This is a genomic window from Rhodovulum sp. P5 (assembly GCF_002079305.1).
GTDB lineage: Bacteria > Pseudomonadota > Alphaproteobacteria > Rhodobacterales > Rhodobacteraceae > Rhodovulum.
The window spans coordinates 2,474,150-2,495,508 of record NZ_CP015039.1; the positions used below are offsets into that span (position 1 = coordinate 2,474,150).

General features: G+C 65.5%; 25 protein-coding genes, 1 tRNA gene and 1 pseudogene. 10 read left to right on the top strand and 17 right to left on the bottom strand.

Annotated features, from left to right (window positions below; genetic code table 11):
* Positions 1-20: 20 nt before the first annotated feature.
* The 8 genes from RGUI_RS11955 to RGUI_RS11990 all read right to left on the bottom strand — a co-directional run bounded on the left by RGUI_RS11955 (position 21) and on the right by RGUI_RS11990 (position 5,672).
* A complete protein-coding gene (locus RGUI_RS11955) occupies positions 21-488 on the bottom strand; it encodes a PTS sugar transporter subunit IIA (RefSeq protein WP_081533272.1) in 468 nt (155 codons plus the stop codon).
* Between the two features lie 56 nt (positions 489-544).
* Positions 545-1,108, bottom strand: a complete 564-nt coding sequence (gene hpf / locus RGUI_RS11960; protein WP_081533273.1) for a ribosome hibernation-promoting factor, HPF/YfiA family — start codon at positions 1,106-1,108, stop codon at positions 545-547.
* A gap of 200 nt (positions 1,109-1,308) precedes the next feature.
* Positions 1,309-2,073, bottom strand: coding sequence for an LPS export ABC transporter ATP-binding protein (lptB, locus tag RGUI_RS11965; protein WP_081533274.1), 765 nt, complete (start codon positions 2,071-2,073; stop codon positions 1,309-1,311).
* Entirely contained in the window at positions 2,070-2,498 is a 429-nt protein-coding gene (locus RGUI_RS11970; RefSeq protein ID WP_253798310.1) for an LptA/OstA family protein, read from the bottom strand. The genes lptB and RGUI_RS11970 overlap by 4 nt, the downstream gene beginning before the upstream one ends.
* A gap of 90 nt (positions 2,499-2,588) precedes the next feature.
* A complete protein-coding gene (lptC, locus tag RGUI_RS11975; protein WP_081533275.1) occupies positions 2,589-3,203 on the bottom strand; it encodes an LPS export ABC transporter periplasmic protein LptC in 615 nt (204 codons plus the stop codon).
* A 2-nt stretch (positions 3,204-3,205) separates the two neighbouring features.
* Positions 3,206-4,165: an SIS domain-containing protein gene (locus tag RGUI_RS11980; protein ID WP_081533276.1), complete on the bottom strand. Its 960-nt coding sequence runs from the start codon at positions 4,163-4,165 to the stop codon at positions 3,206-3,208.
* Between the two features lie 8 nt (positions 4,166-4,173).
* Positions 4,174-4,785 carry a ribonuclease D gene (locus RGUI_RS11985; RefSeq protein WP_081533277.1) on the bottom strand — a complete coding sequence of 204 codons (612 nt, stop codon included), beginning with the start codon at positions 4,783-4,785 and terminating at the stop codon, positions 4,174-4,176.
* Between the two features lie 110 nt (positions 4,786-4,895).
* Complete coding sequence (locus tag RGUI_RS11990; protein ID WP_081533278.1) at positions 4,896-5,672, bottom strand: LamB/YcsF family protein; 777 nt, start codon at positions 5,670-5,672, stop codon at positions 4,896-4,898.
* Between the two features lie 167 nt (positions 5,673-5,839).
* Between RGUI_RS11990 and RGUI_RS11995 the strand changes: the two genes are divergently transcribed.
* Genes RGUI_RS11995 through RGUI_RS12005 form a run of 3 tightly spaced genes read left to right on the top strand, consistent with a single transcriptional unit; the run spans position 5,840 to position 8,022 of the window.
* The gene (locus RGUI_RS11995; protein WP_081533279.1) at positions 5,840-6,271 is read left to right on the top strand and encodes a biotin/lipoyl-containing protein; all 432 of its coding nucleotides are present in this window, start codon (positions 5,840-5,842) and stop codon (positions 6,269-6,271) included.
* Positions 6,272-6,275: 4 nt separating this feature from the next.
* Positions 6,276-7,649 (top strand): acetyl-CoA carboxylase biotin carboxylase subunit, encoded by a 1,374-nt coding sequence (gene accC, locus RGUI_RS12000; RefSeq protein ID WP_081533280.1) that lies wholly within the window; start codon positions 6,276-6,278, stop codon positions 7,647-7,649.
* Positions 7,636-8,022 carry an acetyl-CoA carboxylase biotin carboxyl carrier protein subunit gene (locus RGUI_RS12005; protein WP_081533281.1) on the top strand — a complete coding sequence of 129 codons (387 nt, stop codon included), beginning with the start codon at positions 7,636-7,638 and terminating at the stop codon, positions 8,020-8,022. Before accC ends, RGUI_RS12005 begins: the two co-directional genes overlap by 14 nt.
* Here RGUI_RS12005 and RGUI_RS12010 read toward each other — a convergent pair.
* From RGUI_RS12010 to RGUI_RS12025, 4 genes are read right to left on the bottom strand one after another with little or no spacing between them, the layout of a single operon-like run.
* Complete coding sequence (locus tag RGUI_RS12010) at positions 7,992-9,488, bottom strand: glycosyltransferase family 39 protein (RefSeq protein ID WP_081533282.1); 1,497 nt, start codon at positions 9,486-9,488, stop codon at positions 7,992-7,994. The genes RGUI_RS12005 and RGUI_RS12010 overlap by 31 nt on opposite strands.
* Positions 9,460-9,774: a lipid-A-disaccharide synthase N-terminal domain-containing protein gene (locus tag RGUI_RS12015; protein ID WP_081533283.1), complete on the bottom strand. Its 315-nt coding sequence runs from the start codon at positions 9,772-9,774 to the stop codon at positions 9,460-9,462. The genes RGUI_RS12010 and RGUI_RS12015 overlap by 29 nt, the downstream gene beginning before the upstream one ends.
* Positions 9,764-10,498 (bottom strand): glycosyltransferase family 2 protein, encoded by a 735-nt coding sequence (locus RGUI_RS12020; protein ID WP_081533284.1) that lies wholly within the window; start codon positions 10,496-10,498, stop codon positions 9,764-9,766. Before RGUI_RS12020 ends, RGUI_RS12015 begins: the two co-directional genes overlap by 11 nt.
* 39 nt (positions 10,499-10,537) lie before the next feature.
* A complete protein-coding gene (locus RGUI_RS12025) occupies positions 10,538-11,611 on the bottom strand; it encodes a LacI family DNA-binding transcriptional regulator (RefSeq protein ID WP_081533285.1) in 1,074 nt (357 codons plus the stop codon).
* A gap of 113 nt (positions 11,612-11,724) precedes the next feature.
* On the opposite strand from RGUI_RS12025, the gene RGUI_RS12030 reads away from it, so the two are divergent.
* A tRNA-Arg gene (locus tag RGUI_RS12030) sits at positions 11,725-11,801 on the top strand.
* Between the two features lie 57 nt (positions 11,802-11,858).
* On the opposite strand, the gene RGUI_RS12035 is transcribed toward RGUI_RS12030, so the two are convergent.
* Together RGUI_RS12035 and RGUI_RS22530 are read right to left on the bottom strand one after the other, a co-directional pair.
* On the bottom strand, positions 11,859-12,650 hold the full coding sequence (locus RGUI_RS12035) for a hypothetical protein (protein ID WP_081533286.1): 792 nt from the start codon (positions 12,648-12,650) through the stop codon (positions 11,859-11,861).
* A pseudogene (locus RGUI_RS22530) lies at positions 12,640-13,379 on the bottom strand (HupE/UreJ family protein). The gene RGUI_RS12035 and the pseudogene RGUI_RS22530 overlap by 11 nt, the downstream one beginning before the upstream one ends.
* A gap of 168 nt (positions 13,380-13,547) precedes the next feature.
* Between RGUI_RS22530 and RGUI_RS12045 the strand changes: the two are divergent.
* The 6 genes from RGUI_RS12045 (at position 13,548) to bfr (ending at position 17,705) form a co-directional block, all read left to right on the top strand.
* A complete protein-coding gene (locus RGUI_RS12045; RefSeq protein WP_081533287.1) occupies positions 13,548-13,880 on the top strand; it encodes a hypothetical protein in 333 nt (110 codons plus the stop codon).
* Positions 13,877-15,079: a GTP-binding protein gene (locus RGUI_RS12050; RefSeq protein WP_081533288.1), complete on the top strand. Its 1,203-nt coding sequence runs from the start codon at positions 13,877-13,879 to the stop codon at positions 15,077-15,079. The genes RGUI_RS12045 and RGUI_RS12050 overlap by 4 nt, the downstream gene beginning before the upstream one ends.
* Positions 15,076-15,396: a DUF6525 family protein gene (locus RGUI_RS12055; protein WP_253798328.1), complete on the top strand. Its 321-nt coding sequence runs from the start codon at positions 15,076-15,078 to the stop codon at positions 15,394-15,396. The genes RGUI_RS12050 and RGUI_RS12055 overlap by 4 nt, the downstream gene beginning before the upstream one ends.
* A gap of 153 nt (positions 15,397-15,549) precedes the next feature.
* Entirely contained in the window at positions 15,550-16,701 is a 1,152-nt protein-coding gene (locus tag RGUI_RS12060; RefSeq protein ID WP_081533289.1) for a cytochrome-c peroxidase, read from the top strand.
* A 273-nt stretch (positions 16,702-16,974) separates the two neighbouring features.
* Complete coding sequence (locus tag RGUI_RS12065) at positions 16,975-17,220, top strand: bacterioferritin-associated ferredoxin (RefSeq protein ID WP_081533290.1); 246 nt, start codon at positions 16,975-16,977, stop codon at positions 17,218-17,220.
* Entirely contained in the window at positions 17,217-17,705 is a 489-nt protein-coding gene (gene bfr, locus RGUI_RS12070) for a bacterioferritin (protein ID WP_081533291.1), read from the top strand. The genes RGUI_RS12065 and bfr overlap by 4 nt, the downstream gene beginning before the upstream one ends.
* A gap of 84 nt (positions 17,706-17,789) precedes the next feature.
* Here the strand turns inward: bfr and RGUI_RS12075 are convergent, their stop codons facing one another.
* The 3 genes from RGUI_RS12075 to RGUI_RS12085 are packed head-to-tail and all read right to left on the bottom strand — an operon-like array spanning position 17,790 to position 21,338.
* Positions 17,790-18,845, bottom strand: a complete 1,056-nt coding sequence (locus RGUI_RS12075; protein ID WP_172841136.1) for a DUF1513 domain-containing protein — start codon at positions 18,843-18,845, stop codon at positions 17,790-17,792.
* Complete coding sequence (locus tag RGUI_RS12080; RefSeq protein WP_081533293.1) at positions 18,835-19,920, bottom strand: imelysin family protein; 1,086 nt, start codon at positions 19,918-19,920, stop codon at positions 18,835-18,837. The genes RGUI_RS12075 and RGUI_RS12080 overlap by 11 nt, the downstream gene beginning before the upstream one ends.
* Complete coding sequence (locus RGUI_RS12085) at positions 19,917-21,338, bottom strand: di-heme oxidoredictase family protein (protein ID WP_253798331.1); 1,422 nt, start codon at positions 21,336-21,338, stop codon at positions 19,917-19,919. The genes RGUI_RS12080 and RGUI_RS12085 overlap by 4 nt, the downstream gene beginning before the upstream one ends.
* Positions 21,339-21,359 lie beyond the last annotated feature (21 nt).

Here is a 21,359-nt window from a genome sequence, read left to right on the forward strand (position 1 = left end):
GCTTGGCCCGCCTGTGGTGTTCAGGCGGCCTGAATCGAGGTCTGTGCCTCGGTCAGAACGGCATGAAGGGTCGCGGGATCGGAATTCGCCCGCAATTTGCCGCACACCGTGGCGTCGCGCAGCGTGCGCGAGACCAGCGCCAGCGCCTTGAGGTGGTCGACACCCGAATCCTGCGGCGCGAAGAGTGCAAAGATCAGGTCCACCGGCTGACGGTCCACCGCGCCGAAATCGATCGGCTTTTCCAGCCGGACAAAGGCGCCGCGGACATTCTTGATCGATGACAGCCGGGCATGGGGCAGGGCGACACCGTGGCCGACCCCGGTCGGCCCCAGGCTTTCCCGCTCCTGCAGGGCGTCGATCGCGTCCACGGCGGGCAGGCCGTAGACGCTTGTCGCGATCTCTCCCATTTCCTGGAACAGGCGCTTCTTGCTCGACAACTTGCCGAAGACCCGAACGGCTTCGGGTTTGAGAAGAGTAGCTAGCTGCATATGCCTCTCGCTTTGGGCGTCGGGCTGCGCATGGGGCGCGGCGTCACGGGGCGGGCTTACGGATCGATCCAGCCCACATTCCCGTCGTCGCGGGTATGCACGACATTGATCTTCCCGGTTTTCTCGTTCCGGAAGACCAGAACGTTCGATCCGGTCAGTTCCATCTGCATCACCGCCTCACCGACCGAGATCGAGGGGACCTTGGTCTCCATCTCGGCAATGATGATCGGCTGCAGGGTATCGGCCTCGGTGTCCTCTTCCGCTTCGGATGCAGCAAGGACGTAAGACGACGCGCCCATCAGTTCAACGGGTTCGGCGCGATCCTTGTGGTGGTCTTTCAGGCGGCGCTTGTAGCGGCGCAGCTGCTTTTCCATCTTGTCGCTGCAATTGTCGAACGCCGCGTAGATCTCGGTGGCATGCGCCTTGGCCTGTGCGGTGAGTCCGGTCGACAGATGCACCGTCGCCTCGCACACATATTCATGCGCGTTACGCGAAAATACCACCTGCACTCCGGTCGGGCGTTCGGCGTACTTCTCAACGACCGAACTCAACTCGTCCTTGACATGAGTCTGCAGGGCTTCGCCGATGTCGATCTGTTTTCCGCTGATCTGGTACACCATCTTGCCTCCTGTTCTTGCCTGCTCGACGCAGGGTTGCACCCCGTTAAAGCCCGGCGGCGCCGGGGTCAACGGTGTTCGGGGCCTGTTTTGCGGTACATATGCCTTGAACCCTAACAAGCTGCAAACGCGTGGTCACCCCTCGATAGGGTGCGGATGCTGCATCCCCGGATCGGTTGGCCATGGGCTGCGGGCGTGCCACGTCACGAAATCCGGAAACTGCTGCCAAGATAGACACGCCGCACGTTTTCATCCCGGATCACCTCCTGCGTGGTGCCGCTCATCAGGACCTGGCCGTCATGCAGGATATAGGCGCGTTCCACGATCTCCAGCGTCTCACGGACGTTGTGGTCGGTGATCAGAACGCCGATCCCGCGGGTCTTCAGGTCGGCGACCAGGGTGCGGATCTCGCCAACGGCAATCGGATCGACCCCGGCAAAGGGTTCATCGAACAAAAGGTATTTCGGATTGGCCGCAAGGGCGCGGGCGATTTCCACCCGCCGCCGTTCCCCACCCGAGAGCGACAGGGCCGGGGCCCTGCGCAGATGTTCGATAGAGAATTCCGACAGCAGTTCTTCCAGCCTTTCGCGCCGCTTGTGGCGGTCGTCTTCGACGATTTCGAGAATCGCGGAAATGTTGTCCTCGACATTGAGGCCGCGAAAGATGCTGACCTCCTGCGGCAGGTACCCGATCCCCATGCGTGCACGGCGATACATCGGCAGGTTGGTCACGTCGCGCCCGTCAATGACCACGCGGCCGCCCTCGGGCATGATAAGCCCCGCAATCGCATAGAAACATGTCGTCTTGCCCGATCCGTTCGGGCCGAGCAGGGCGACAACCTCCCCCCGGTCGAGCGTCAGGCTGACATCGCGGATGATCGGACGGCGGCGATAGGATTTCCTCAGCGCCGTCACCCGAAGGCCAAGATCGCCATCGGCGGGCGTGAATCTGCCACCCTCCGCCGTCATCGGGAGGTCCCTTCGGGGCGCAGGACGGTGCGTACGCGTCCCTCCATCCGGCCGATCCCGGTCCCAAGGTTCACCACCAGCTTGTCCCCGGCGACGGTGCCCGGACCTTGTGTCAGAAGGACATTGCCAGACATCTCCACCACGCCATCGGCGACCCTGTAGACGCCGAAATCGCCCTCTGCGGCCTCCTCGTTCAGCACGAGAACGACACTGCCGTCAGCCTCGACCCGGTCGATCCGGTTTCCTTCCGCGCTGTCATCCGCGTAGAACACGGTAATTTCCTCGGCCTGCAGACGCAGGTTGCCTTGGGTGGCAAAGACGTCGCCCGTAAACAGAACGGTTCCCGCGGCCTGATCCACGTCAAGCTGTTCCGAAGTGATCTCGATCGGTTGGGTGCTGTCATGTTCGAGGGACCCGAACTTCACATCGGTGCCCTGTGCGAGGGCGGGCCCGCACAGCAAGACGAGCGCAAACAGTGCAGATAAACGGCGAACCAGCAAATCGAAACCCTTCCCTCACCTCTGGGGGTCGTATACCAGTTTAACGCCATCCTTGAAAACAAGTAGATAGTTGTCGGGCTCGCCCGGGCGAGTGGCGAGCCGCATGCTGCCGGCCTCCAGCCGGCCGGGCGGTCCTTCGGCCGTGACTTGTCCGGGCGCGATGACCTCTGTGTCGTCCAGCGATGTGATGACCTGCTGGGACTGTATTCGGTAGCCGGTCGAGGTCGTCACGGTCGTGTCGCCCTCCAGAACCAACTGGCCGGCATCGCGATCCATCGTCCCGTGGTCGGCCGTGATGCCGGCCTTGGTGCCGTCCGCAAGGTCCAGGCTTACGGTGACGACATCGGCGATGGTGCGCCCGGGGGTGTCGGGGTCGCGGCGCGCACTTTCTGCCGCCAGCGCGATCTGGGTGCCGTCCCGCGTGACGCCGGCATAGGTTGGCGCCGTCAGGCGTTGTTCCTTCAACAAACGCGTCACCTCTGCCTGCGGCAGGATGGTCAGCCCGTCAGAGCCCGGCGCGCTGATCCGCGACAACAGGAAGAGCGTCGCAAGAACCCCCAGCGCCGCCAGCGGGAGGGCGATCTTCGATAGCGCGATGAACCGGGAATAGCTGTCGCCTTGTGCGGGCATAGTCAGACGATCCCGGCGCGCAGACAGTCGTGAATGCCGAGAATGCCCACCGGCGCGCCGGCGTCCCCGTTCACGAACAGGCAGTTGATCTTTCGGTCGTTCATCAGGCCAAGGGCGGTCTCGGCCAGTGCGTCGGGCTCGATCGTGAAGGGATCGCGGGTCATCACCTCGTCGATTGTCCGCTCCATCAGCCCGTCGATGTGGCGGCGCAGATCGCCATCGGTGACGATACCGATCAGCCGTCCCGCAGGATCGGTCACGCCGACCACGCCAAATCCCTTCTCGCTCATCGTGAACAGGGCGTCGGCCAGCGGCGTTTGCGGCGTGACCAGAGGCAGGCGGTCGGGTCCATGCATCAGGTCCGCCACCGTGGACAGGCGCGCGCCAAGCTTGCCGCCGGGATGGAATTCGCGGAAGTTTTCGGGCGTGAACCGGCGATGCGCCATCAGCGCCACGGCCAGCGCGTCGCCCAGGGCCAGCGTCATCGTGGTCGATGTCGTGGGGGCAAGGTTCATCGGGCAGGCTTCCCCCGCCTGCGGCAACACCAGCGCGACATCGGCCTGGCGCAGAAGCGTGCTGTCGGCCCGTCCGGCGACCCCGATCAGCGGAATGGAAAACCGCCGCGTATAACCGACGATATCGGCAAGCTCCGGCGTCTCGCCGGAATTCGACAGCACAAGGCAGACATCGCCCCGGGCCAGCATGCCCAGATCGCCGTGACTGGCCTCGGCCGGGTGCACGAAATGGGCGGGCGTTCCGGTGGACGCGAAGGTCGCCGCGATCTTGCGCGCGATATGCCCCGATTTGCCCATGCCAGAGACGATCACCCGACCCCGCGCGTTCAGGATCAGGTCAAGCGCCTTGACGAAATTGTCGTCCAAGGCATCGGCCAGCATCTGAACGGCGTCCGCCTCGCGCGTAAGGACGCGCCGGCCAATCGAAAGGGAGCCTTCTTGGGTCATGTCATGCCTCAATGGGCAAAGATGTCCGTCTCGGGCCAGCCTTCAAGATCGAGCTTCGCGCGCACCGGCAGGAAATCGAAACACGACTGCGCGATGTCCGTGCGTCCCTCGCGCCCCAGCATGCCGTCCAGCACGCCTTTCAGGCGGTGCAGGTGCAGCACGTCGGATGCCGCATAGTCAAGCTGCGCCGCGGTCAAATCCGACGCGCCCCAGTCGGAGCTTTGCTGCTGTTTGGAAATGTCGACATCCAGAAGCTCTTGCAGCAGGTTCTTCAGCCCGTGCCGGTCGGTATAGGTACGCACGAGCTTTGACGCGATCTTGGTGCAATAGACGGGTGTGGTCAGGACGCCGAAGGTCTTCAGCAGCACCGCAATGTCGAAGCGGCCGAAATGAAACAGCTTCAGAACACTTGGATCGGCCAGCAGGCGGGCAAGGTTCGGCGCCTCTGTCTGACCCTTCGCCACCTGCACGAGATGGGCATTGCCGTCGCCACCGGACATCTGCACCACGCACAGCCGGTCGCGATGGGGATTGAGCCCCATGGTTTCGCAGTCGATCGCGACAACGGGGCCGAGATCGAGGTCATCGGGCAGGTCGCCCTTGTGAAGGAAATTCGCCACGTTACCACCTTGGCACTAAGGTCTGCCCATGCACGGACAGGTTGTAGGCGGGTTTGATCGCCGAGGGATGCCCACTTGTCAAGCAATCCTTGGGGCTTGGCAAGGCGGGGTTAAACGAAGCTTTCGACCCTGATGCCCCGTTCTTCAAGGGCGTCGCGCACCCGCGCGGCCTGCGCCACGGCGCTGGGCTTGTCGCTGTGCACGCAGATGGAGTCGATCGCGGTTTCAAGGCGTTTGCCGGTCACGGTTTCAATGGCGCCGCCCTCGACCATCCGCACGATCCGGGCCGCGGCCTCATCCGGGTCGTGGATCACAGCGCCGGGTTCGGAGCGGCTGACCAGGTGGCCGGTGTCGGTATAGGCGCGGTCGGCGAAGATCTCCGATTTCACCTTCAGGCCAGCCTCGCGCGCGGCGCGTTCCTGTTCGCCCATGGCGATGGATAGAGAGATCAGGTTGCGATCCACCGCGCAGATCGCCCGTGTCACCGCAGCTGCGACCTCCGGGTCTGCGCTGCCCAGATTGCCAAGGGCCCCGTGCGGTTTGACATAGGTGATCTGGTGTCCCGCATAGGCGGCCAACGCCTGCGCCGCCCCGATCTGGTAGGCGACCAGACGCTCGATTTCCCCCGGTGAATAGGGAATGTTCCGCCGTCCGAACCCCCAGAGATCGGGAAAGCCCGGATGGGCCCCGATGGCAACGCCGTTCTCCTTTGCGATGCGGAAGGTTTCCACCATGATTTCGGGGTCGCCGGCATGCAGCCCGCAGGCGACATTGGCCGATGTCACGATCTTCAGGATCGCCGCGTCATCGCCCATACGATAGCAGCCGAAGCCCTCTCCCATGTCGGAGTTGAGATCGACGCGGCGCGGCTCTGGGGGCTTGGTCATGATCGGGTCGTCCTGTTGCGATTTTGGCCAGTCAACACCAGCCGTGCCGGAAACGAAACCGCATTCGCGCCGCGGCGGGATGTTTCAGGTCACCTTGAAACTGCGGCCCCTGTCGTGCTCAATTCTCCGGATGGGCAAACCGGGGATCGAAAGGCGGCAGGCGGGGCATGGACACGACCTTTATCGAAAGCCTGATCGTCCTGATGCGGCGCCACGGCATTGCCGAACTTGACTATGCTGCGGGCGACGAAAGCCTCAATCTGCGGCTTGACGTACCCGCGGGGGAAAGCGCGGATGGCCCGCCCGCCATTGCGCCCCGGGACGCGCCACCGCCGGTGGCCGAGCCCGACGACGGCACCAGCGAGATTCGCGCGCCCATGGCCGGGTGTTTCTACCGCGCGCCCGCGCCCGATGCGCCGCCTTTTGTCGAGGTCGGGGCGCCCGTCTCCGCCGGCGATCCGCTGGCCCTGTTGGAGGCGATGAAGATGCTGACGCCGGTGGAGGCCGAAACGGCCGGTGTCGTGGCGGTGATCCATGCCGAGAACGGCCAGATGGTGGCCCGGGGCGATCTGCTGATCACGCTGCGGCCCGGGGGCTAGACCGATGTTCGATACGGTCCTTATTGCCAATCGGGGGGAAATCGCCTTGCGCATCCTGCGCGCCTGCCGGGCGCTGGGCCTGCGGACTGTGGCGGTCCATTCCGAGGCGGATGCCGGTCTGCGCCATGTCGCGCTGGCGGACCGGTCCTTGTGCATCGGCCCCGCTGCGGCAAGCGAAAGCTATCTTCACACGGAGCGCATCCTGTTGGCTGCGGAACTGACGGGCGCGCAGGCGATCCATCCCGGCTATGGCTTCCTGTCCGAGAACGCCGATTTCGCCGCGGCGGTCGAAGGTGCGGGGCTGACCTTTATCGGGCCGAATGCGCGGGCGATCCGTACCATGGGCGACAAGGTCGCGGCGAAACAGGCGATGCGTGAGGCGGGTGTACCTTGCGTGCCCGGCTCGGACGGGGCCTTGCCCGACGATCCGCAGGCGATCCAGGCGGTCGCGGCGAAGGTTGGCTATCCGGTGCTGGTCAAGGCCGCCGGCGGCGGCGGCGGGCGCGGCATGCGGGTCGTCCGCGTGGCCGAGGATCTGGACCGCGCCGTTTCCACCACCCGGACGGAGGCGCGGCAGGCCTTCGGCAATCCGACCCTTTATCTTGAGAAGTTCCTCGACCGTCCGCGGCATATCGAGATTCAGGTGCTGGCCGACGCCCATGGCGACGCCGTCTGGCTGGGGGAGCGGGACTGCTCTCTCCAGCGCCGCCATCAGAAGGTGATCGAGGAAGCCCCGGCACCGGGTATTCCCCGCGACGCGATTGCCGACATCGGCACGCGCTGCGTCGCAGCCTGCAAGACCCTTGGCTATGTCGGCGCCGGCACGTTCGAATTTCTCTATCAGGATGGCGGGTTCTTTTTCATCGAGATGAACACACGCCTGCAGGTCGAACATCCCGTGACTGAGATGGTGACCGGCATCGATATCGTCTGCGAACAGATCCGGATCGCCCAAGGTCATCCGCTGTCGGTTGCGCAGGACGATATCCTTATCCATGGCCACGCCATCGAATGCAGGATCAATGCCGAGGACCCGGACAAATTCCTGCCGTCCCCCGGTCAGGTCACGGACTGGCTGCCGCCGGGCGGGCCCGGTGTGCGAGTCGAGTCGCATCTTTATCCCGGGTATCAGGTTCCCCCGCATTACGACTCCCTCATTGCCAAGATCGTCACCCATGGGCCGGATCGCGCGGTTGCGTTGGCCCGGATGCAAACGGCCCTGGCAGAGACGGTCATCGGCGGGATCGACACCAACATCGCCCTGCATCTGCGATTGCTGGCCGATCCGGGCGTGCGGGCCGGCGGGATCGACATTCATTACCTTGAGGCGCTGATCGCCGCCGGGCACGGGACGGGGGCTGCCGATGACGCTGGATGAGATCGAGCACCTCATGCGGCTGGTGCGCCAGCAGGGGCTTTCGGAACTGGTGCACCAAGGTCGCGATACGCGGATCGCGCTCCGGGCCGCGACATCTGCTGCGCCCATCGCCGACCCCGCCCCGCCACAGCCGGAGGCCGCGCAGGTCGTGCGCGCATCGCATTTCGGCCTGTTCCGCGCGGTCCATCCCGGGCGCACCGAACCGGAGGCCACGATCGGGCAACAGGTGACCGCAGGCCAGATCCTTGCCTTCATCGAGGCCGGGAGGCTGCTCCATCCCGTGGTGGCGGAAACGCCGGGTACCCTTGGGGAGTGCCTTGTCGCGGACGGTGCGCTTGTCGGCTATGGCGCGCCGGTATTCGCACTGGACTGAACGGTTAGGTCCGCGGCGTACCAGCAGGTGGCCGGCAGGACGTAGAGCGCGAACCGTTTCCCGCGATAGGCGCCCGTGTCCGGCGTGATCTCGGCCAGCGGTATTTCATCGCGCGCACAGGGCGGCACCTGCCCGGAGGCGACGAACAGAACGTCCCCTTCCGCGCCAGGGGGCAGCGGATGTTTCAGGGCATAGTGGTTCGGGGCCCGGCCCACCGATGGCACCGCGAAGAAGGTCAGCCCGCTGTCCCGCCCGCTGTAGAACAGGTCGGCCAGCACGTCGCGGTTTTCGGCGACGACGATGTCTTGGTGGCTGTCCTTCGCAGTGGCAATGACGGCGGCACTCATCTCTGCCCGGCCAAGATATCGCGCCAGCAAGGGCTCCCCCCCGGGCGCAAATGCCCAAGGGAACGCGCCCATCACCGGCAGGGCCAGTGCGACGGTGCCATTGACGGCAAAGGACGCCCAGCGCCACGCGGGCCGCAGCCATGGCAGAACCGCCAGCGTTCCGGCCAGATACGCAGTCGCCGCCCAGTTGGCATAGGCGCCCGACACAAGCGCCTGCCCGCAGATCAGCACAAGGATCGGCAAGGAAAAGACCAGCATCAGTCGCTGACCGAAATCGGCCCGGCCCGCGCGCATTGTCAGCCAGATCAATCCGCCGAACAGGATCGGGCCGAACACCCCGGACTGCGACGCAAGGAATTCGGCCAGCGAACCAAGCTCCACATGCGTTCGCCCGCCCGGGTCGCGCACCCAGTCGGCATTGTCGAGCGTGTGTTCCAGCGTGCTGAACCCGTTGACGAGGTTCCAGATCACGTTCGGCGATATGGTCAGGGCGAAGACCCCCAGAACGGTCAAGGCATCGGCCAGCCGGGGCCGCGCCTGCCGGAACAGAAGCGCCGCCAGCGGCGCGCAGATCAGGAAATAGATCGCCGCGTATTTCGACAGGAAGCCAAGGCCAAGCGCGACCCCGGTCGCAACTGCCCAACCCCGCCCACCGCCATCCAGCACCCGCAGCCACCCGGCCAGCGCAAGGGCGAGAAAGGGGAACAGGATCGTGTCGGTCGAAATCAGGATGGAGCCCACCGCAACCATCGGCAGGGTCGCATATCCCGCGGCCACAAGAACCGCGGCCCGCGCACCCCAGAGGCCGGCCGCGATCCAACCCAGGATCAGCGCCGTCGCGCCATGAAACAGCGGCGCGGGCAGCCGCACCCAGAACGGCGCATCGCTGCCGGCCAGATCGGTCACGGCGCGGATCACCCATCCGATCATCGGCGGCTTGGAATAGTAGCCAAAGGCCAGTTCCTGCCCCCAGAGCCAGTACTGCGCCTCGTCCACGAACAAATCCATGCCGTTGAGGGACAGCAGCCAGACGCGCAGACCGGTGATCGCAAGCACCAGCGCGCCCGCCGGGATCAGCCAGCCGGTACGCTCAGACAGCGGTGCGGCGGCGATGGTCATAGATCAGCCAGAGGTTCCGCAGGTAGATGAACAGCCCCATCGACTGGCCGAGGATAAAGACCGGGTCCTTGCGATAGACCGCATAGGCGAACAGGATCAGGCCGCCCGCAAGCGAGAAATACCAGAAGGCCAGCGGCACGACCGAGTTTTTCGCCCGCTCCGACGCGATCCATTGCACCAGGAACCGGGCGGTGAACATCAACTGCCCGCCAAGGCCGATCATCACCCACCAGAACTCGGTCCAGCTGTTGACCGCAAGCCAGGAAAACGCCGTCTCAATCGACATGGCCGCCCTCCGGCAGGGGACGTGCCTTCTTGCGACGCTTGATCAGCCAGGCCACGCCCACAAGATCGTGGATCCCGACAAGGGCGCGCTGAAGGTTGTTGTATTTCGATTGCCCCGCATTGCGCTCTCGGTGCGCAACATCGACCAGCGCGATCTCCCACCCGTCGCGTTTGAACAGCGCGGGAAGATAGCGGTGCATATGGTCGAAATAGGGCAGGGCCACGAACCCGTCGCGGCGGAACCCCTTCAGCCCGCAACCTGTGTCGCGCGTGCCATCCTGCAACAGCCACGACCGCAGGGCATTGGCGAACCGCGAGGCCCAGCGTTTCGACAACGTGTCCTGCCGCTTTACCCGCTGCCCGGCGACAAGGCCCAAGCGCCCGGTCGCATCGTCGATCAGCGGCTGCCACAGCTTCGGCAGTTCCGAGGCCGGGTTCTGCCCGTCACCGTCCAGCGTACACACGATGGGTGCGCGCGCGGCGTGCACCCCGCTGTGAACGGCGGCGCTCTGCCCGCCCGAGGTCGGATGCTGCACCAGCCGAACCGAGGGGTCGGTGCGCATGATCTCGCGCACCTTGGCGGCGGTGTCGTCGGTGGAGCCGTCATCGACGACGATCACCTCATGGCTGTCGAGCGAGCCGCATGCCTTGGCAATATCGTCCAGCAGGAACGCCACGTTCCCGGTTTCATTCTTCATCGGGATCACGATCGAGACGTCGGGCATCGGTGCCTCGTGTATCTCCAGCCGGGGCGGTCGCCGCGGTTAAACATGATCGCTGCGGGCTTGTCCACCGTTTGAAGGGGCTTGGCGCAACGTGTCGCCCGGGTCGAACAGCGGCCGTAATGCCACCCGTTCACCCTTGCCCGAAAGCCCCTGTTCGGCGCAGTCGGCGATGATCTGTGCCGCGCGCCGCCCGATTTCCCGCCTGCGGATGTCCATCGTCGCGGGGCGAAGGGGCAGACCGTCCAGCAACTCGATCCCGTTGAACCCGGCAAGGCCCAGCCGTCCGGGCACGTCGATGCCCGTCTGGATACAGTACAGCAGGCCACCCGCGGCGATCATGTCGTTGGAGTAGTAGAGGAAATCGAGGTCCGGCGTGCGCTCCAAGAGCGCCCGGGTCATCTCCCGCCCCTTGGCAAGGCCGGAGCCGCCCGAATAGAACTCCTGGTCGATGATCTCGATACCCCGACGGGCCAGGGCGCCGGTGAACCCTTCGAACCGTTTCCGCGCGCGGTGATCCATCGGCATCTTGGTGCCCAGAAAACCGATGCGCCGATAGCCCGCTTCGGCGATGGTCTCGGCCATCTCGGCACCCGCCCGGCGGTGCGAAATCCCGACGACGGAGTCGACCGGTTCGCCATCGAGGTCGAGGATTTCCACCACCGGGATCCCGGCGGCCCGCAACATGGCGCGGGCGGCTTCGGAATGTTCCAGACCGGCGATGATCATCCCCGATGGCCGCCACGACAGCATCTCGAACAGCACCTTTTCCTCGTGCGGCGGATCATAGCGCGACAGCCCCACCACCGGTTGCAGCGGCGTGTGTTCCAGAACCTCGTTGATGCCAGACAGCACCTCGGGGAACACCATGTTCGACAGCGTCGGAATGATGACGCCCACAAGGTTCACCCGTTGGCTGGCCAGACCGCCGGCGATCTTGTTCGGCACATAGCCAAGCTGCTTGGCCGCGGCCAGAACCTTGTCCCGTGTCTTTGCCGAGACATCGCCACTGTCGCGCAGCACGCGGCTGACCGTCATTTCCGACACGCCCGAGGCTTCGGAGACATCGCGCAGCGTAAGCGGGCGGCGCGGACGGGGCGGAACGGGGGCGGTCACGTGGTGTTGGGTCCTGTCGCGGCTGATCGAACCAGTTAAACGCAGCGACCGAGGAAGTCCACGCGGATGTAGGGTTGCATGGTCGCCGGTTTCCGGGGACAAAGGCGGCGCGCGGCCCCGTGGCTCAACAGGATAGAGCAATCCCCTCCTAAGGGATAGGTTGCAGGTTCGAGTCCTGCCGGGGTCGCCAGTGTCTCGCTGGTTTCGCGCGGTCACATGATCTCAACCAAGGCAAAAGGCCGAAACGCTAAGGCGCGCGCTCGGGGTTGAATGCGCCGTCACTCTGAAACGGAAAGCGGGAGCCGTCGACATCCGCTGGCGGTGCGTCCCCGGTTTCTCCAAAGTCCGGAAAGCGCGGGGGCGGTAAGGTTCGCTCGGGGGGTGGCGTCGGTTGGGCAGGGCGGTTTCCCGGAAGGGCGAGGCTGCCGTAAATCAGGCCGATGGCGATCAGCCAGCTTCCCAGGATGCGGCTTGCCGTTTCTGCCCAGCGCGCCGGGGGGATCCGGGCGGCAACGTTCAGGGTCAGGGCTACCCATAGGCCAAGGCCGAGACCGGCCAACAGCACGGTCGGATCGCCGATATCGCCCGGGTCTGACAGCTTTACCGTCATCGCATAGGCACCGCCGCCGATCAGTGCGGCGGGCCAGAGCGCGATGCGGGTCGCCCGACCGCCGGGCACAAGCGTCCCCCCGATGGCGAGCGCGGCAATCGGCAGGGTCAGGAAGTCGTGCGAGACCGCGCCGGGCAGCTCGGCAAGCCGATCCATGATCGGGACGCGCCAGAGGACAGCCGCGGCGGCACCCGCCAGCCAGACCAGCAGCAGCCCTGCGGCCGGCATGGCGCAAAACCGGGAAAGTCCGAGCCCCAGCCCCGCCAGGGGCAGCAGGAGCGGCGCGCTGAGCCATGATCGCGGCACCCAATAGGCGAGCAGGTCAGAGATCAGAACAGCGGCGCCGAGGGCGAGGCCGCCAGCCGCCAGCAACCCGCCCAGCCAGAGCCGGGCGGTTCGCGCGGGGCGCGGGATCCGATCAGAGCACAAGGAATCCAACGCCCGCCAGCGCAATCGCGGCCCCCAAAAGGCGGGATAGCCGCCCTTGCCAGATCGGGTTCAAAAGCAGGCCGACGCCGATCCCGAGGACATGGATCATGCCGGTCGCGAGCACGAACCCGGTCGCGTAGTTGGCGGGATCGGCCGCGCGGGGCAGTTCGGCGCCATGCGCATAGCCGTGGAAGATCGCAAAGACCGCCACGATGGCAAGCGTCACCCATTCCCATGGACGCCATTCCGCGGCGATGGCGGCCCCCAGAACGATGACCGAAAGGGCAATTCCGGTTTCGACGCGCGGCAGTGGAAGTCCGGCCGTGCCTGCCATTGCGCCGACCACCATGATCAGGGGAAAGGTGACCGGAAGCGTCCAGACCCGGCGCCCCCCATCTGCGCGCCCCATACCCCGACCGAGAACATCGCAAGCAGATGGTCGTATCCTGTCAGCGGATGCTCGAACCCGGCCGTGAAACCGCCCGGGCCGGTCGCGGTGACATGGGCCAGCACAAGCTGAGGGAGTGCTGCGAAAAGCAGGGTGGTCGCGAAAAACAGTGTGAAGCGGGACATGTGCATCGCTTGGAAAGAGGCTTCGATGGTGCAACTTTCGGGTGTGATCATGCGGCGCGCAAGGTCTTCCTTGCCACAGTTCCTGCAGGTCGCAACTGTTTTTTGGGGAAGAGTTCCGGCTACGCCAGCGGCGCAAGTCGCGGAGCAGGCGCGCATTGGTTTCCGGGTTCGGCGCGGGCGTCAGATGGGCCCCACTCAGGCGGCATCTTGCCACGGTCACTCAGCCCGAAAATCTGGCTTGCGAAAAGCAATAGTATAACATTACGTTACAACCTGCGCTTCGCCGGCCTCAGGCAAGTGAGACACCGATGCAGGGAGAGACGAGTGACCATCACCGACGACAGGATCTATGCGGAACATCTGAAACAGGCAGAGGACCATTTCCGCTGGCGGCAGGCGCATCTGGAGGCCTTGGCGACCCTGAAACGGGCCGAGGCGGCGTTGATGTTGCACGAGGCCCGGCTTGTCGGCCATGAGGCCGGGATCGCCCGGCATGAGCATCAGATCGCGCGCAATACGCAGGATGCACCAGCGGTGGACGCAGACGACCATGCAAGGCTGGCACACGCCCACACCCAAGCTGCCGACTGCCACACGGGGCTGCTGGCGGCAATCAAGGCCGTCGCCGCCCAACTTGACGCGGAGGGTCGACAATGACCAGCCCGGCAAAACTCCCGGTCACGGTCCTTTCCGGCTTTCTCGGGGCCGGCAAGACGACGCTGTTGAACCATGTGCTGAACAACCGTGATGGCCGCCGCGTCGCGGTGATCGTCAACGACATGTCCGAGGTGAACATCGACGCCGATCTCGTGCGCGCGGGCAGCGCGTTGTCCCGTGGTGAGGAAAAGCTGGTCGAGATGAGCAACGGCTGCATCTGCTGTACCCTGCGCGACGACCTGTTGGTCGAGGTGCGCCGCCTAGCCGAGGAGGGCCGCTTCGACTATCTGCTGATCGAATCCACCGGCGTGTCGGAACCGCTGCCGGTGGCCGCCACCTTCGAATTTCGCGATGAGGAGGGGCGATCCCTGTCGGACATTTCCGAACTCGACACGATGGTGACGGTGGTCGACGCCGCGCACCTGCTGCGCGACTTCTCCAGCCAGGACTTCCTGAAGGACCGCGGCGAGGACCTCGGCCCCGAGGATGAGCGCACGCTGGTCAACCTGCTGACCGACCAGATCGAGTTTGCCGATGTGATCGTGCTGAACAAGGTCTCGGCCGCCTCGGCCGAGGATCTGGCCGCCGCCCGTGCGATCCTGCGCGCGCTGAACGCGGATGCGAAGATCATCGAGACCGACTACGCCCGGGTGGACGCTGCCGAGATCATCGGCACGGGCCGGTTCAGCTTTGAGGCCGCCCATCGTCATCCGACCTGGGTGCAGGAGCTTTACGGTTTTGCCGACCATGTGCCCGAGGATGCGGAATACGGCATCACCAGCTTTGTCTACCGCGCGGAGCGACCCTTTGATCCGACCAGGCTGGCAGAGTTCTTCGACACGCCGCTGCCGGGCGTCATTCGGGCCAAGGGGCATTTCTGGATCGCCACGCGCCCCCATTGGGCGGGTGAGTTCTCGATGGCGGGCTCGGCGGTCGAGGTCCGTGCCCTGGGTCTTTGGTGGGCCGCGGTTCCCGAAAAGCACTGGCCACCGGAAGATCATGCGCGGATGGCCGAGCGGGTTGCGGGAGAATTCGGCGACCGGCGGCAGGAGCTTGTGTTCATCGGAACGCTTGGGGCAATGAACCCGGCCCGGATCACGTCGATGCTCGATCGCTGCCTTGTGCCGGAAACGACCTTCCAGCCCGACCGCTGGGCATGCTTGCCCGACCCGTTCCCGCAATGGGGCCATGCGGCATGACGGGCAATGCGCGCAGCACGCTGCCCGCCCGGGCGCGACAGAATCCGATGGCGGCGCATGATCGCCTGCCCCCGCCCGCGCGCGCCTGGGTGAGCCAGGCCGTCCTGCCGTGGAGCGCGGCCTCGGTTCACCGGATCTGGCGGCGCGCGATGATCGAGACCGGATCGGAAGCCGTGGCGCTTGCGCGCCTCGCCGCGGCCGAAAACGCCAGGCTTGCCAAAGACCGGCTCGACACGGGCTTGCGGCGGGACAGGGCGGACAGCCGGTTTCCGCGACACACCCATACGGCAATATCCGGTGAAGCTGGCGGAGGGTGATTTCGTCGTTCCAGCGGCCCTCACCACCAGCATCAGCGCAGGGCCGACCATCACGAAGGGGGTATGACCACCATGATCTGAGCGGGCCGCCTTGATTCAGATCATGGGTGCGGGCCATATTTCTGACTATCTCTGTCAGAAAAGGGCCCGCCGATGACGATCGCTTCCAAATCCCTGTCTGTTGCGCTGTCCGCTGCGTTGGCACTCGTGGCCTTTTTCGCAGCCGCCGGGCCCGAAACGGTGCCGCAGACGCCCGAGGCATTGGGGGAGCGGCTGTTTTTTGACACCAACCTCTCGGCGAAACGGACGCAGGCCTGCGCAAGCTGCCACAATCCCGATTACGGCTTTGCCGACCCGCGCGGCATGGCCTCCCCCGGCGATGATGGCGTATCGCTTGGCGACCGCAACGCGCCGACGGCCAGCTATGCGGCACTCATCCCGGCCTTTCATCGCGGGGCGGACGGTGCATGGGTCGGCGGGCAGTTCCTGGATGGTCGGGCCGCCACGCTTGAGGATCAGGCCGGTGGCCCGCCGCTCAACCCCATCGAGATGGGCATGCCCGACAAGGCCGCCGTGGTGGCCCGACTGCGGGAGGACCCGGTTTATGTGGCAGCCTTCCCCGCGCTTTATGGCGCGGGCGTCCTTGAGGATGCAGAGGCCGGGTATGCCGCCATGACCCGCGCCATCGCCGCGTTTGAGCGGACCGAGGACTTTGCGCCCTTCGATTCAAGATACGACCGTTGGTTGAGGGGCGAGGCGGACCTGACGCAGCAGGAAGAGCTTGGCCGGTTGCTGTTCTTCTCGCAGCAATTCACCAACTGCGCCGAATGTCACAAGCTCGCCAAGACCGAGATGGACACGGCCGAGACCTTTACCGACCACAGCTATCACAACATCGGAACGCCGGAGAACCGCGCCCTGCGTGCAATGAACGGCGTCCCCCTCGGGACTGTCGATGGCGGGCTCTTGGACAATCCGGCGGTCGATGATCCGGCGCAGCGGGGCAAGTTCCGGACGCCCACGCTGCGCAACGTCGCAGTCACGCCGCCCTACATGCACAACGGCGTGTTTGGCGATCTGCGCACCGTCATCCTGTTCTACAACACTTACAACACGAAGGCCGAGGCGCGGAAGATCAACCCCGAGACGGGCGCCCCTTTCGGCCCGCCGCCGGTGCCTGACACCGTGTCGCTGGACAAGCTCGAAATCGGCCCGGCGCTGGATGATCAACGGATCGACGCGTTGGTGGCCTTCCTCAAGACACTGACCGATGCGCGCTATGAGCATCTGCTGGAGGACCAGTGAGGGACAGCAACAGGGTTTACAAATCCGATGGATTTGATCAACAATTGAGGCGTTCAACCGGAAATCAGGCGTAACCGGGGACGAGCCGCAGGAGAGGGAGCCGCAAGAAATGCTGGCAGAGGCTGCAAAAGGACGACGCAGGGCCTCATGCGCGCCCGCCCGTTCACACGGTTTCCCCCGCAGCCTTGAGAACGGGCAGACCGGTGGTCGGTCGCCCGACAATATGGCAGCCGGCGCGGTGCGCGGCCTGTCCCAAATGGAAAGGGTCTCCAGATGATTGTCTGCCATTGCATGTCCATCTCCGATACGGATATCCGGCGGGCCATGGACTGGATGCGCGCCTCCGACCCCGAGACGATCATCACGCCGGGCAAGGTGTTTCATGCCCTCGGCAAGTCGTCCGATTGCGGCGGATGCCTGCCGCTCTTCGTTGACACGATGCGCAAGAGCGACAGTCTTGGGGTTCCCACGCACTTGCGCGGCCTGCGCCGCGCGACAAAACAGGAAGACGAGCGATGAAGGGTGATACCGAAGTCATTGAATACCTCAACAAGGCGCTCCGCAGCGAACTGACCGCGGTCAGCCAGTACTGGCTGCATTACCGCCTGCAGGAAGACTGGGGCTATGGGCATCTTGCCGATGTCTCGCGCAAGGAAAGCATCGAGGAGATGAACCACGCCGACAAGCTGATCGAGCGGATCATCTTCCTTGAAGGGCACCCCAATCTGCAAAAACTCGACCCGCTGCGCATCGGGCAGACGCTGAAGGAAACGCTGGAATGCGACCTCGCGGCAGAGCATGAGGCGCGGAATCTCTATATCGAGGCGCGGAACCACTGCGAAAAGGTTGGCGACTACGTCACGAAGGACCTGTTCGAAAGCCTGATCGCCGACGAGGAGGGCCATATCGACTTTCTCGAAACCCAGCTTGACCTGCACGAGTCGCTGGGCGCCGAACGCTATGGTCAGCTCAACGCCAAGCCGGCCAACGACGCCGAGCATTGAGCCCTTGCCCGGGGTCGCCTGTATGGCGGCCCCGGCCTCTGTCCCCTCCGTGGCTTGGTCTGGCGGGGGGCCGGGCCGATTGGCCTAACCGATCCCCAACCCGTGATTGTCGAACTCGTGGCCCCGCAGGACCGCGACGTCGTTTCCGTTCAGTGTCAGCAGGGTGAAGCCCGAGACCGCGGTCAGACCCGGGCCGAGCGCGGCGGCCCCGGCCCCCTCCATCCTTTGCGACCCGACTACCGTCTGTCCGTCCAGACACAGGACCACCCCGGATTCCTTGGATGACACAAGGGCCTGCTTTCCATGCGCGGCGACGGACGAGACATAGCCACCCAGCGAGACATCCGGGGCAAGGCGATCCACGCAATCGCCATCCACAAGCCAGACCACGCCGTCGCCTGTTGCCCGGGCCGTGCTCTTGATCTGCCCGCCGATATAAAGGCGCCCCCGGTGGTCCATCGCGAGGTGGCGCAGCGAAATCCCTTCGGATCCCGGCCAATAGCCCAGTTGGGTCAGATCGCCCGTCTCGAAATCGAGCGTCACGACTTGGCTGCGGAAATCGTGCAGGTTCAGGGGCGCGCGGCCATAGGCGGGATGGGTTTCAAGGCCGCCAAGCGCGATGTGAAACACGTCCCGTCCCGGCTGGCGGACGATCTCGTGCGGGCCGGGGCCGGGCAGGGCGATCTGGCCCACGCGGCGCAAGGGACCGGTGTTGTCGTACACCCCGATGGAGCCCCGCAGGCTTTCAAGGTCGTTCTCGGTGACCAGCAGATGCGCACCGTCTTGGGTGAACGCCCCGTGCCCGAAGAAATGCCGGTCTGCCGGGGCGCGGACGAGCTGCACGATTTCCAGCGTTTCCCCATCGACGACCGAGAACCGGTCGCCCGGGCGGCGCGGGAAGACGACCAGCCGCGCCCCGTGTTCTGCCAGTCCATGGGCGCGGAAATCCAGCGGCACATGGCCCAGCCGCGCGCCGCTTCCCGCAAAGAAACTGGCCTTGCTGAGCGCGCTGTCGGCTGCTGTCTCGATACCCACATAGACCGCCCGTTCCGCCGGTTGGCCCAATGCGCCGCGGCAGGCGACCACGCCCAGCCCCAGCGCGAGCGTGCGCAGAACCTCTCGTCGCGTCTCAATCGCCATCGGATGACGTGAACCCTGTGGTGAGCCCGATGGATTGCGGCAGCCCGGTCTTGAGGTAGTCGTCATGATACAGCATCAGTTGACCGAAATTGCGTAACTCCTCGGCCATGGCCCCGTCTTTTTCCGCGATTTCCGTCAGCCTGCGCGGCTCTTCCGCCAGCGTATCGGCGATGCCCTCAGCCGTTTGCCCCAGCAAGACGAACTCCGTCGTTCCGCCCAGATCGGGCGTCACATCGAAAAACCCGTCCGGCACGGTATAAAGATCGGCCAAGGCCCGCACCCCGGCGGTGATGCTGGCCAGCCCAAGGCCGCTGGCGATGGCCTCGGTGCGTTCGGGATGCGTGTCGCCGGGGCCCTGCCCCAGCCCGCGTTCGATCTTGAACTTCCGCAGGCGGTCGGCATGGACGACGACGCCTGCCAGAAATTCGCGGATCAGGTCATCGACCGATCCGTAGCGGGCGTTGCCGTCTGCCGCGGTGTCATAGTCGCTGCGAAACGGTGCGCCCGGGGACCACGCCGCGACCAGATCGCTGGCAAGATCGGCCTGATAGCCGGCGATGGCCGTGGCCAGATCACAGGCATAGCTGCCCGGCGCGGGATCGCCGTAAAGCAGGTCTTCCAACGCGGTCAGGTTGATGAGCGCGATAGACCGCCCCTTCAGTCCGCCCGCGGCCAGCAGTTCGGGGTCATGGGCCTGCAGGGCCATGCGCACCGCCCGGCGGGCAAAGCCTTTGGGGTCGGGCCAAAGCTGCACGCGCAGCGGGCCTTCCTCTGCCATGATCGGGCCGACCTGGATGATCGCCGCGCGCTGCCAGGCGAGGAAACTGTCCGCAAAGGCCGCTTGCGCCGGGTCCAGCGGCGCGGTGCCGTCGCAATAGCCGTCAAGCGCGGTGGTGAGGTCCTCGGTCGCCGCCCCATAGTCGCGATAGGCGGGCAGGATGAACGCGTCGGCCGTGGTGATCAGGCTGTCTTGCAGCAATGCGGCGTCATCGGTGCTGAACCGGGTTTCGGCCGAAACCGGTCCGGCACTCGACAGCGCTATCAACGCGGCGGCAAGGAGGGGCGTCTGTCTCATAGGCTCTCCAGAAAGCGCAGGAGGGCTGCGCGTTGGTCGGCGGAAAAGGCGGCGAAGGCGGCACGTGCCGCCGCGGCCTCACCCCCGTGCCAGAGGATCGCTTCCTCCAGCGTTCGGGCGCGGCCGTCATGCAGGAAGACCCTGTGGCCGTTCACCGCTTCGGTCAAGCCGATCCCCCAAAGCGGCGGGGTCCGCCATTCGGAACCGGGCACATCCCCGGTGGGCGTGGCATCGGCCAGGTCTTCGCCAAGATCGTGCAGCAGGAAATCACTGTAGGGCCAGATCGTCTGGTTGCGCTGTTCGGGGGCGGCGCCCGCGGCGGTGGTGAAGGTCGGGACATGGCAGGCGGTGCAGCGGGCGCGGGCGAACAGTGCCTCGCCCGCCAGAACAGCCGGATCGCCCAGATCCCGCCGCGCCGGGACTGCAAGGTTACCGGCGTAGAAGGATACGAGGTCGAGCATCTCGTCAGCCACTTCCGGCAGGCCGCCATCGTCGCCATGGGGCGCGCCAAGGCACACGGTCTGCCGGGTCGTACAGTCGCCATGGGGCGCCGGGAACAGGCGGGTCGACAAACCGATATCGCGAGAGAAGGCCTGCGCCGTTTCCTCGATGATGCTGACGGAGTCGGCCTTCCAGCCGAACCGGCCCAGGACCGGTGTCCCGCCCCGGTCGAACCGGTTCGCCCGGCCCGAAATGCCGTCGTCATCGGCATCGTCCGGGTCCGCATGGGCAAGGAGATCGGCGTCGGCGATCGCCTCGAACAGACCAAGCCCGATCAGCGGCGGGGGCAGCCTCGGGTTCAGCGCGACGCCTGCCCCCAGCGGCGCATCGGTTGCGTATTCTGGTTTTCGCAAGGTCACGACCGTGCCGTCGGGATAGGCGAATGGCAGGGGGGTATAGGTGACACGCACCGCGCCCTCACCGGTCATGCCGGGCACGGCGCGATCCTGCAGTTGATAGCCGAGAACCGGGTCCGGCCTACCGGCGGCATCGCTCAACGCGAAGACCATCGTTCCCTTCCTCGCCTCGCCCGGCGTAGGGGGGCTCCCGCGCCCGGCCCGGACATGGCAGGCCGCACAGGCCCGCGCGTCGAACAGCGGCCCCAATCCGTCAGACGCCTTGGTGGAGGATGGCGCCACCACCCAGGGGCGTTCGAACACCGCCTGTCCCAGCGCGAAGTCGAGCCTTTGGTCAAAGCTCAGCGCGCCGGAGGGCTGGGAAAAGGCGTCCCGTCCCATCCGGGTGCGATTGGTGCCGGTCCCGCCCGTCAAATGCCCGTGCGGGCCGGCCCGCGTCACGGCATCCGCAGCGGCCACAGGGTGGTCATCCAGCAACTCGGCGGCGGTCGCCTTGTGGGGCAGCCCCGGCACACAGGCCAAGGCTGCACCGATCAGGATCGAAAACGGGTGTCCTCTCACGATAGTCTCGCGGCTTTGGCG

Bases quoted from the DNA above. Each gene is read 5' to 3' on its own strand.
- RGUI_RS12075 (WP_172841136.1), bottom strand. From the start codon at position 18,845: ATGGCGATTGAGACGCGACGAGAGGTTCTGCGCACGCTCGCGCTGGGG.
- hpf (WP_081533273.1), bottom strand. From the start codon at position 1,108: ATGGTGTACCAGATCAGCGGAAAACAGATCGACATCGGCGAAGCCCTG.
- RGUI_RS12060 (WP_081533289.1), top strand. From the start codon at position 15,550: ATGACGATCGCTTCCAAATCCCTGTCTGTTGCGCTGTCCGCTGCGTTG.
- lptB (WP_081533274.1), bottom strand. From the start codon at position 2,073: ATGACGGCGGAGGGTGGCAGATTCACGCCCGCCGATGGCGATCTTGGC.
- RGUI_RS12010 (WP_081533282.1), bottom strand. From the start codon at position 9,488: ATGACCATCGCCGCCGCACCGCTGTCTGAGCGTACCGGCTGGCTGATC.
- RGUI_RS11955 (WP_081533272.1), bottom strand. From the start codon at position 488: ATGCAGCTAGCTACTCTTCTCAAACCCGAAGCCGTTCGGGTCTTCGGC.
- RGUI_RS12065 (WP_081533290.1), top strand. From the start codon at position 16,975: ATGATTGTCTGCCATTGCATGTCCATCTCCGATACGGATATCCGGCGG.
- RGUI_RS12055 (WP_253798328.1), top strand. From the start codon at position 15,076: ATGACGGGCAATGCGCGCAGCACGCTGCCCGCCCGGGCGCGACAGAAT.
- RGUI_RS12080 (WP_081533293.1), bottom strand. From the start codon at position 19,920: ATGAGACAGACGCCCCTCCTTGCCGCCGCGTTGATAGCGCTGTCGAGT.
- RGUI_RS12050 (WP_081533288.1), top strand. From the start codon at position 13,877: ATGACCAGCCCGGCAAAACTCCCGGTCACGGTCCTTTCCGGCTTTCTC.
- RGUI_RS11980 (WP_081533276.1), bottom strand. From the start codon at position 4,165: ATGACCCAAGAAGGCTCCCTTTCGATTGGCCGGCGCGTCCTTACGCGC.
- bfr (WP_081533291.1), top strand. From the start codon at position 17,217: ATGAAGGGTGATACCGAAGTCATTGAATACCTCAACAAGGCGCTCCGC.
- RGUI_RS11995 (WP_081533279.1), top strand. From the start codon at position 5,840: ATGGACACGACCTTTATCGAAAGCCTGATCGTCCTGATGCGGCGCCAC.
- accC (WP_081533280.1), top strand. From the start codon at position 6,276: ATGTTCGATACGGTCCTTATTGCCAATCGGGGGGAAATCGCCTTGCGC.
- RGUI_RS11990 (WP_081533278.1), bottom strand. From the start codon at position 5,672: ATGACCAAGCCCCCAGAGCCGCGCCGCGTCGATCTCAACTCCGACATG.
- RGUI_RS12020 (WP_081533284.1), bottom strand. From the start codon at position 10,498: ATGCCCGACGTCTCGATCGTGATCCCGATGAAGAATGAAACCGGGAAC.
- RGUI_RS12005 (WP_081533281.1), top strand. From the start codon at position 7,636: ATGACGCTGGATGAGATCGAGCACCTCATGCGGCTGGTGCGCCAGCAG.
- lptC (WP_081533275.1), bottom strand. From the start codon at position 3,203: ATGCCCGCACAAGGCGACAGCTATTCCCGGTTCATCGCGCTATCGAAG.
- RGUI_RS12015 (WP_081533283.1), bottom strand. From the start codon at position 9,774: ATGTCGATTGAGACGGCGTTTTCCTGGCTTGCGGTCAACAGCTGGACC.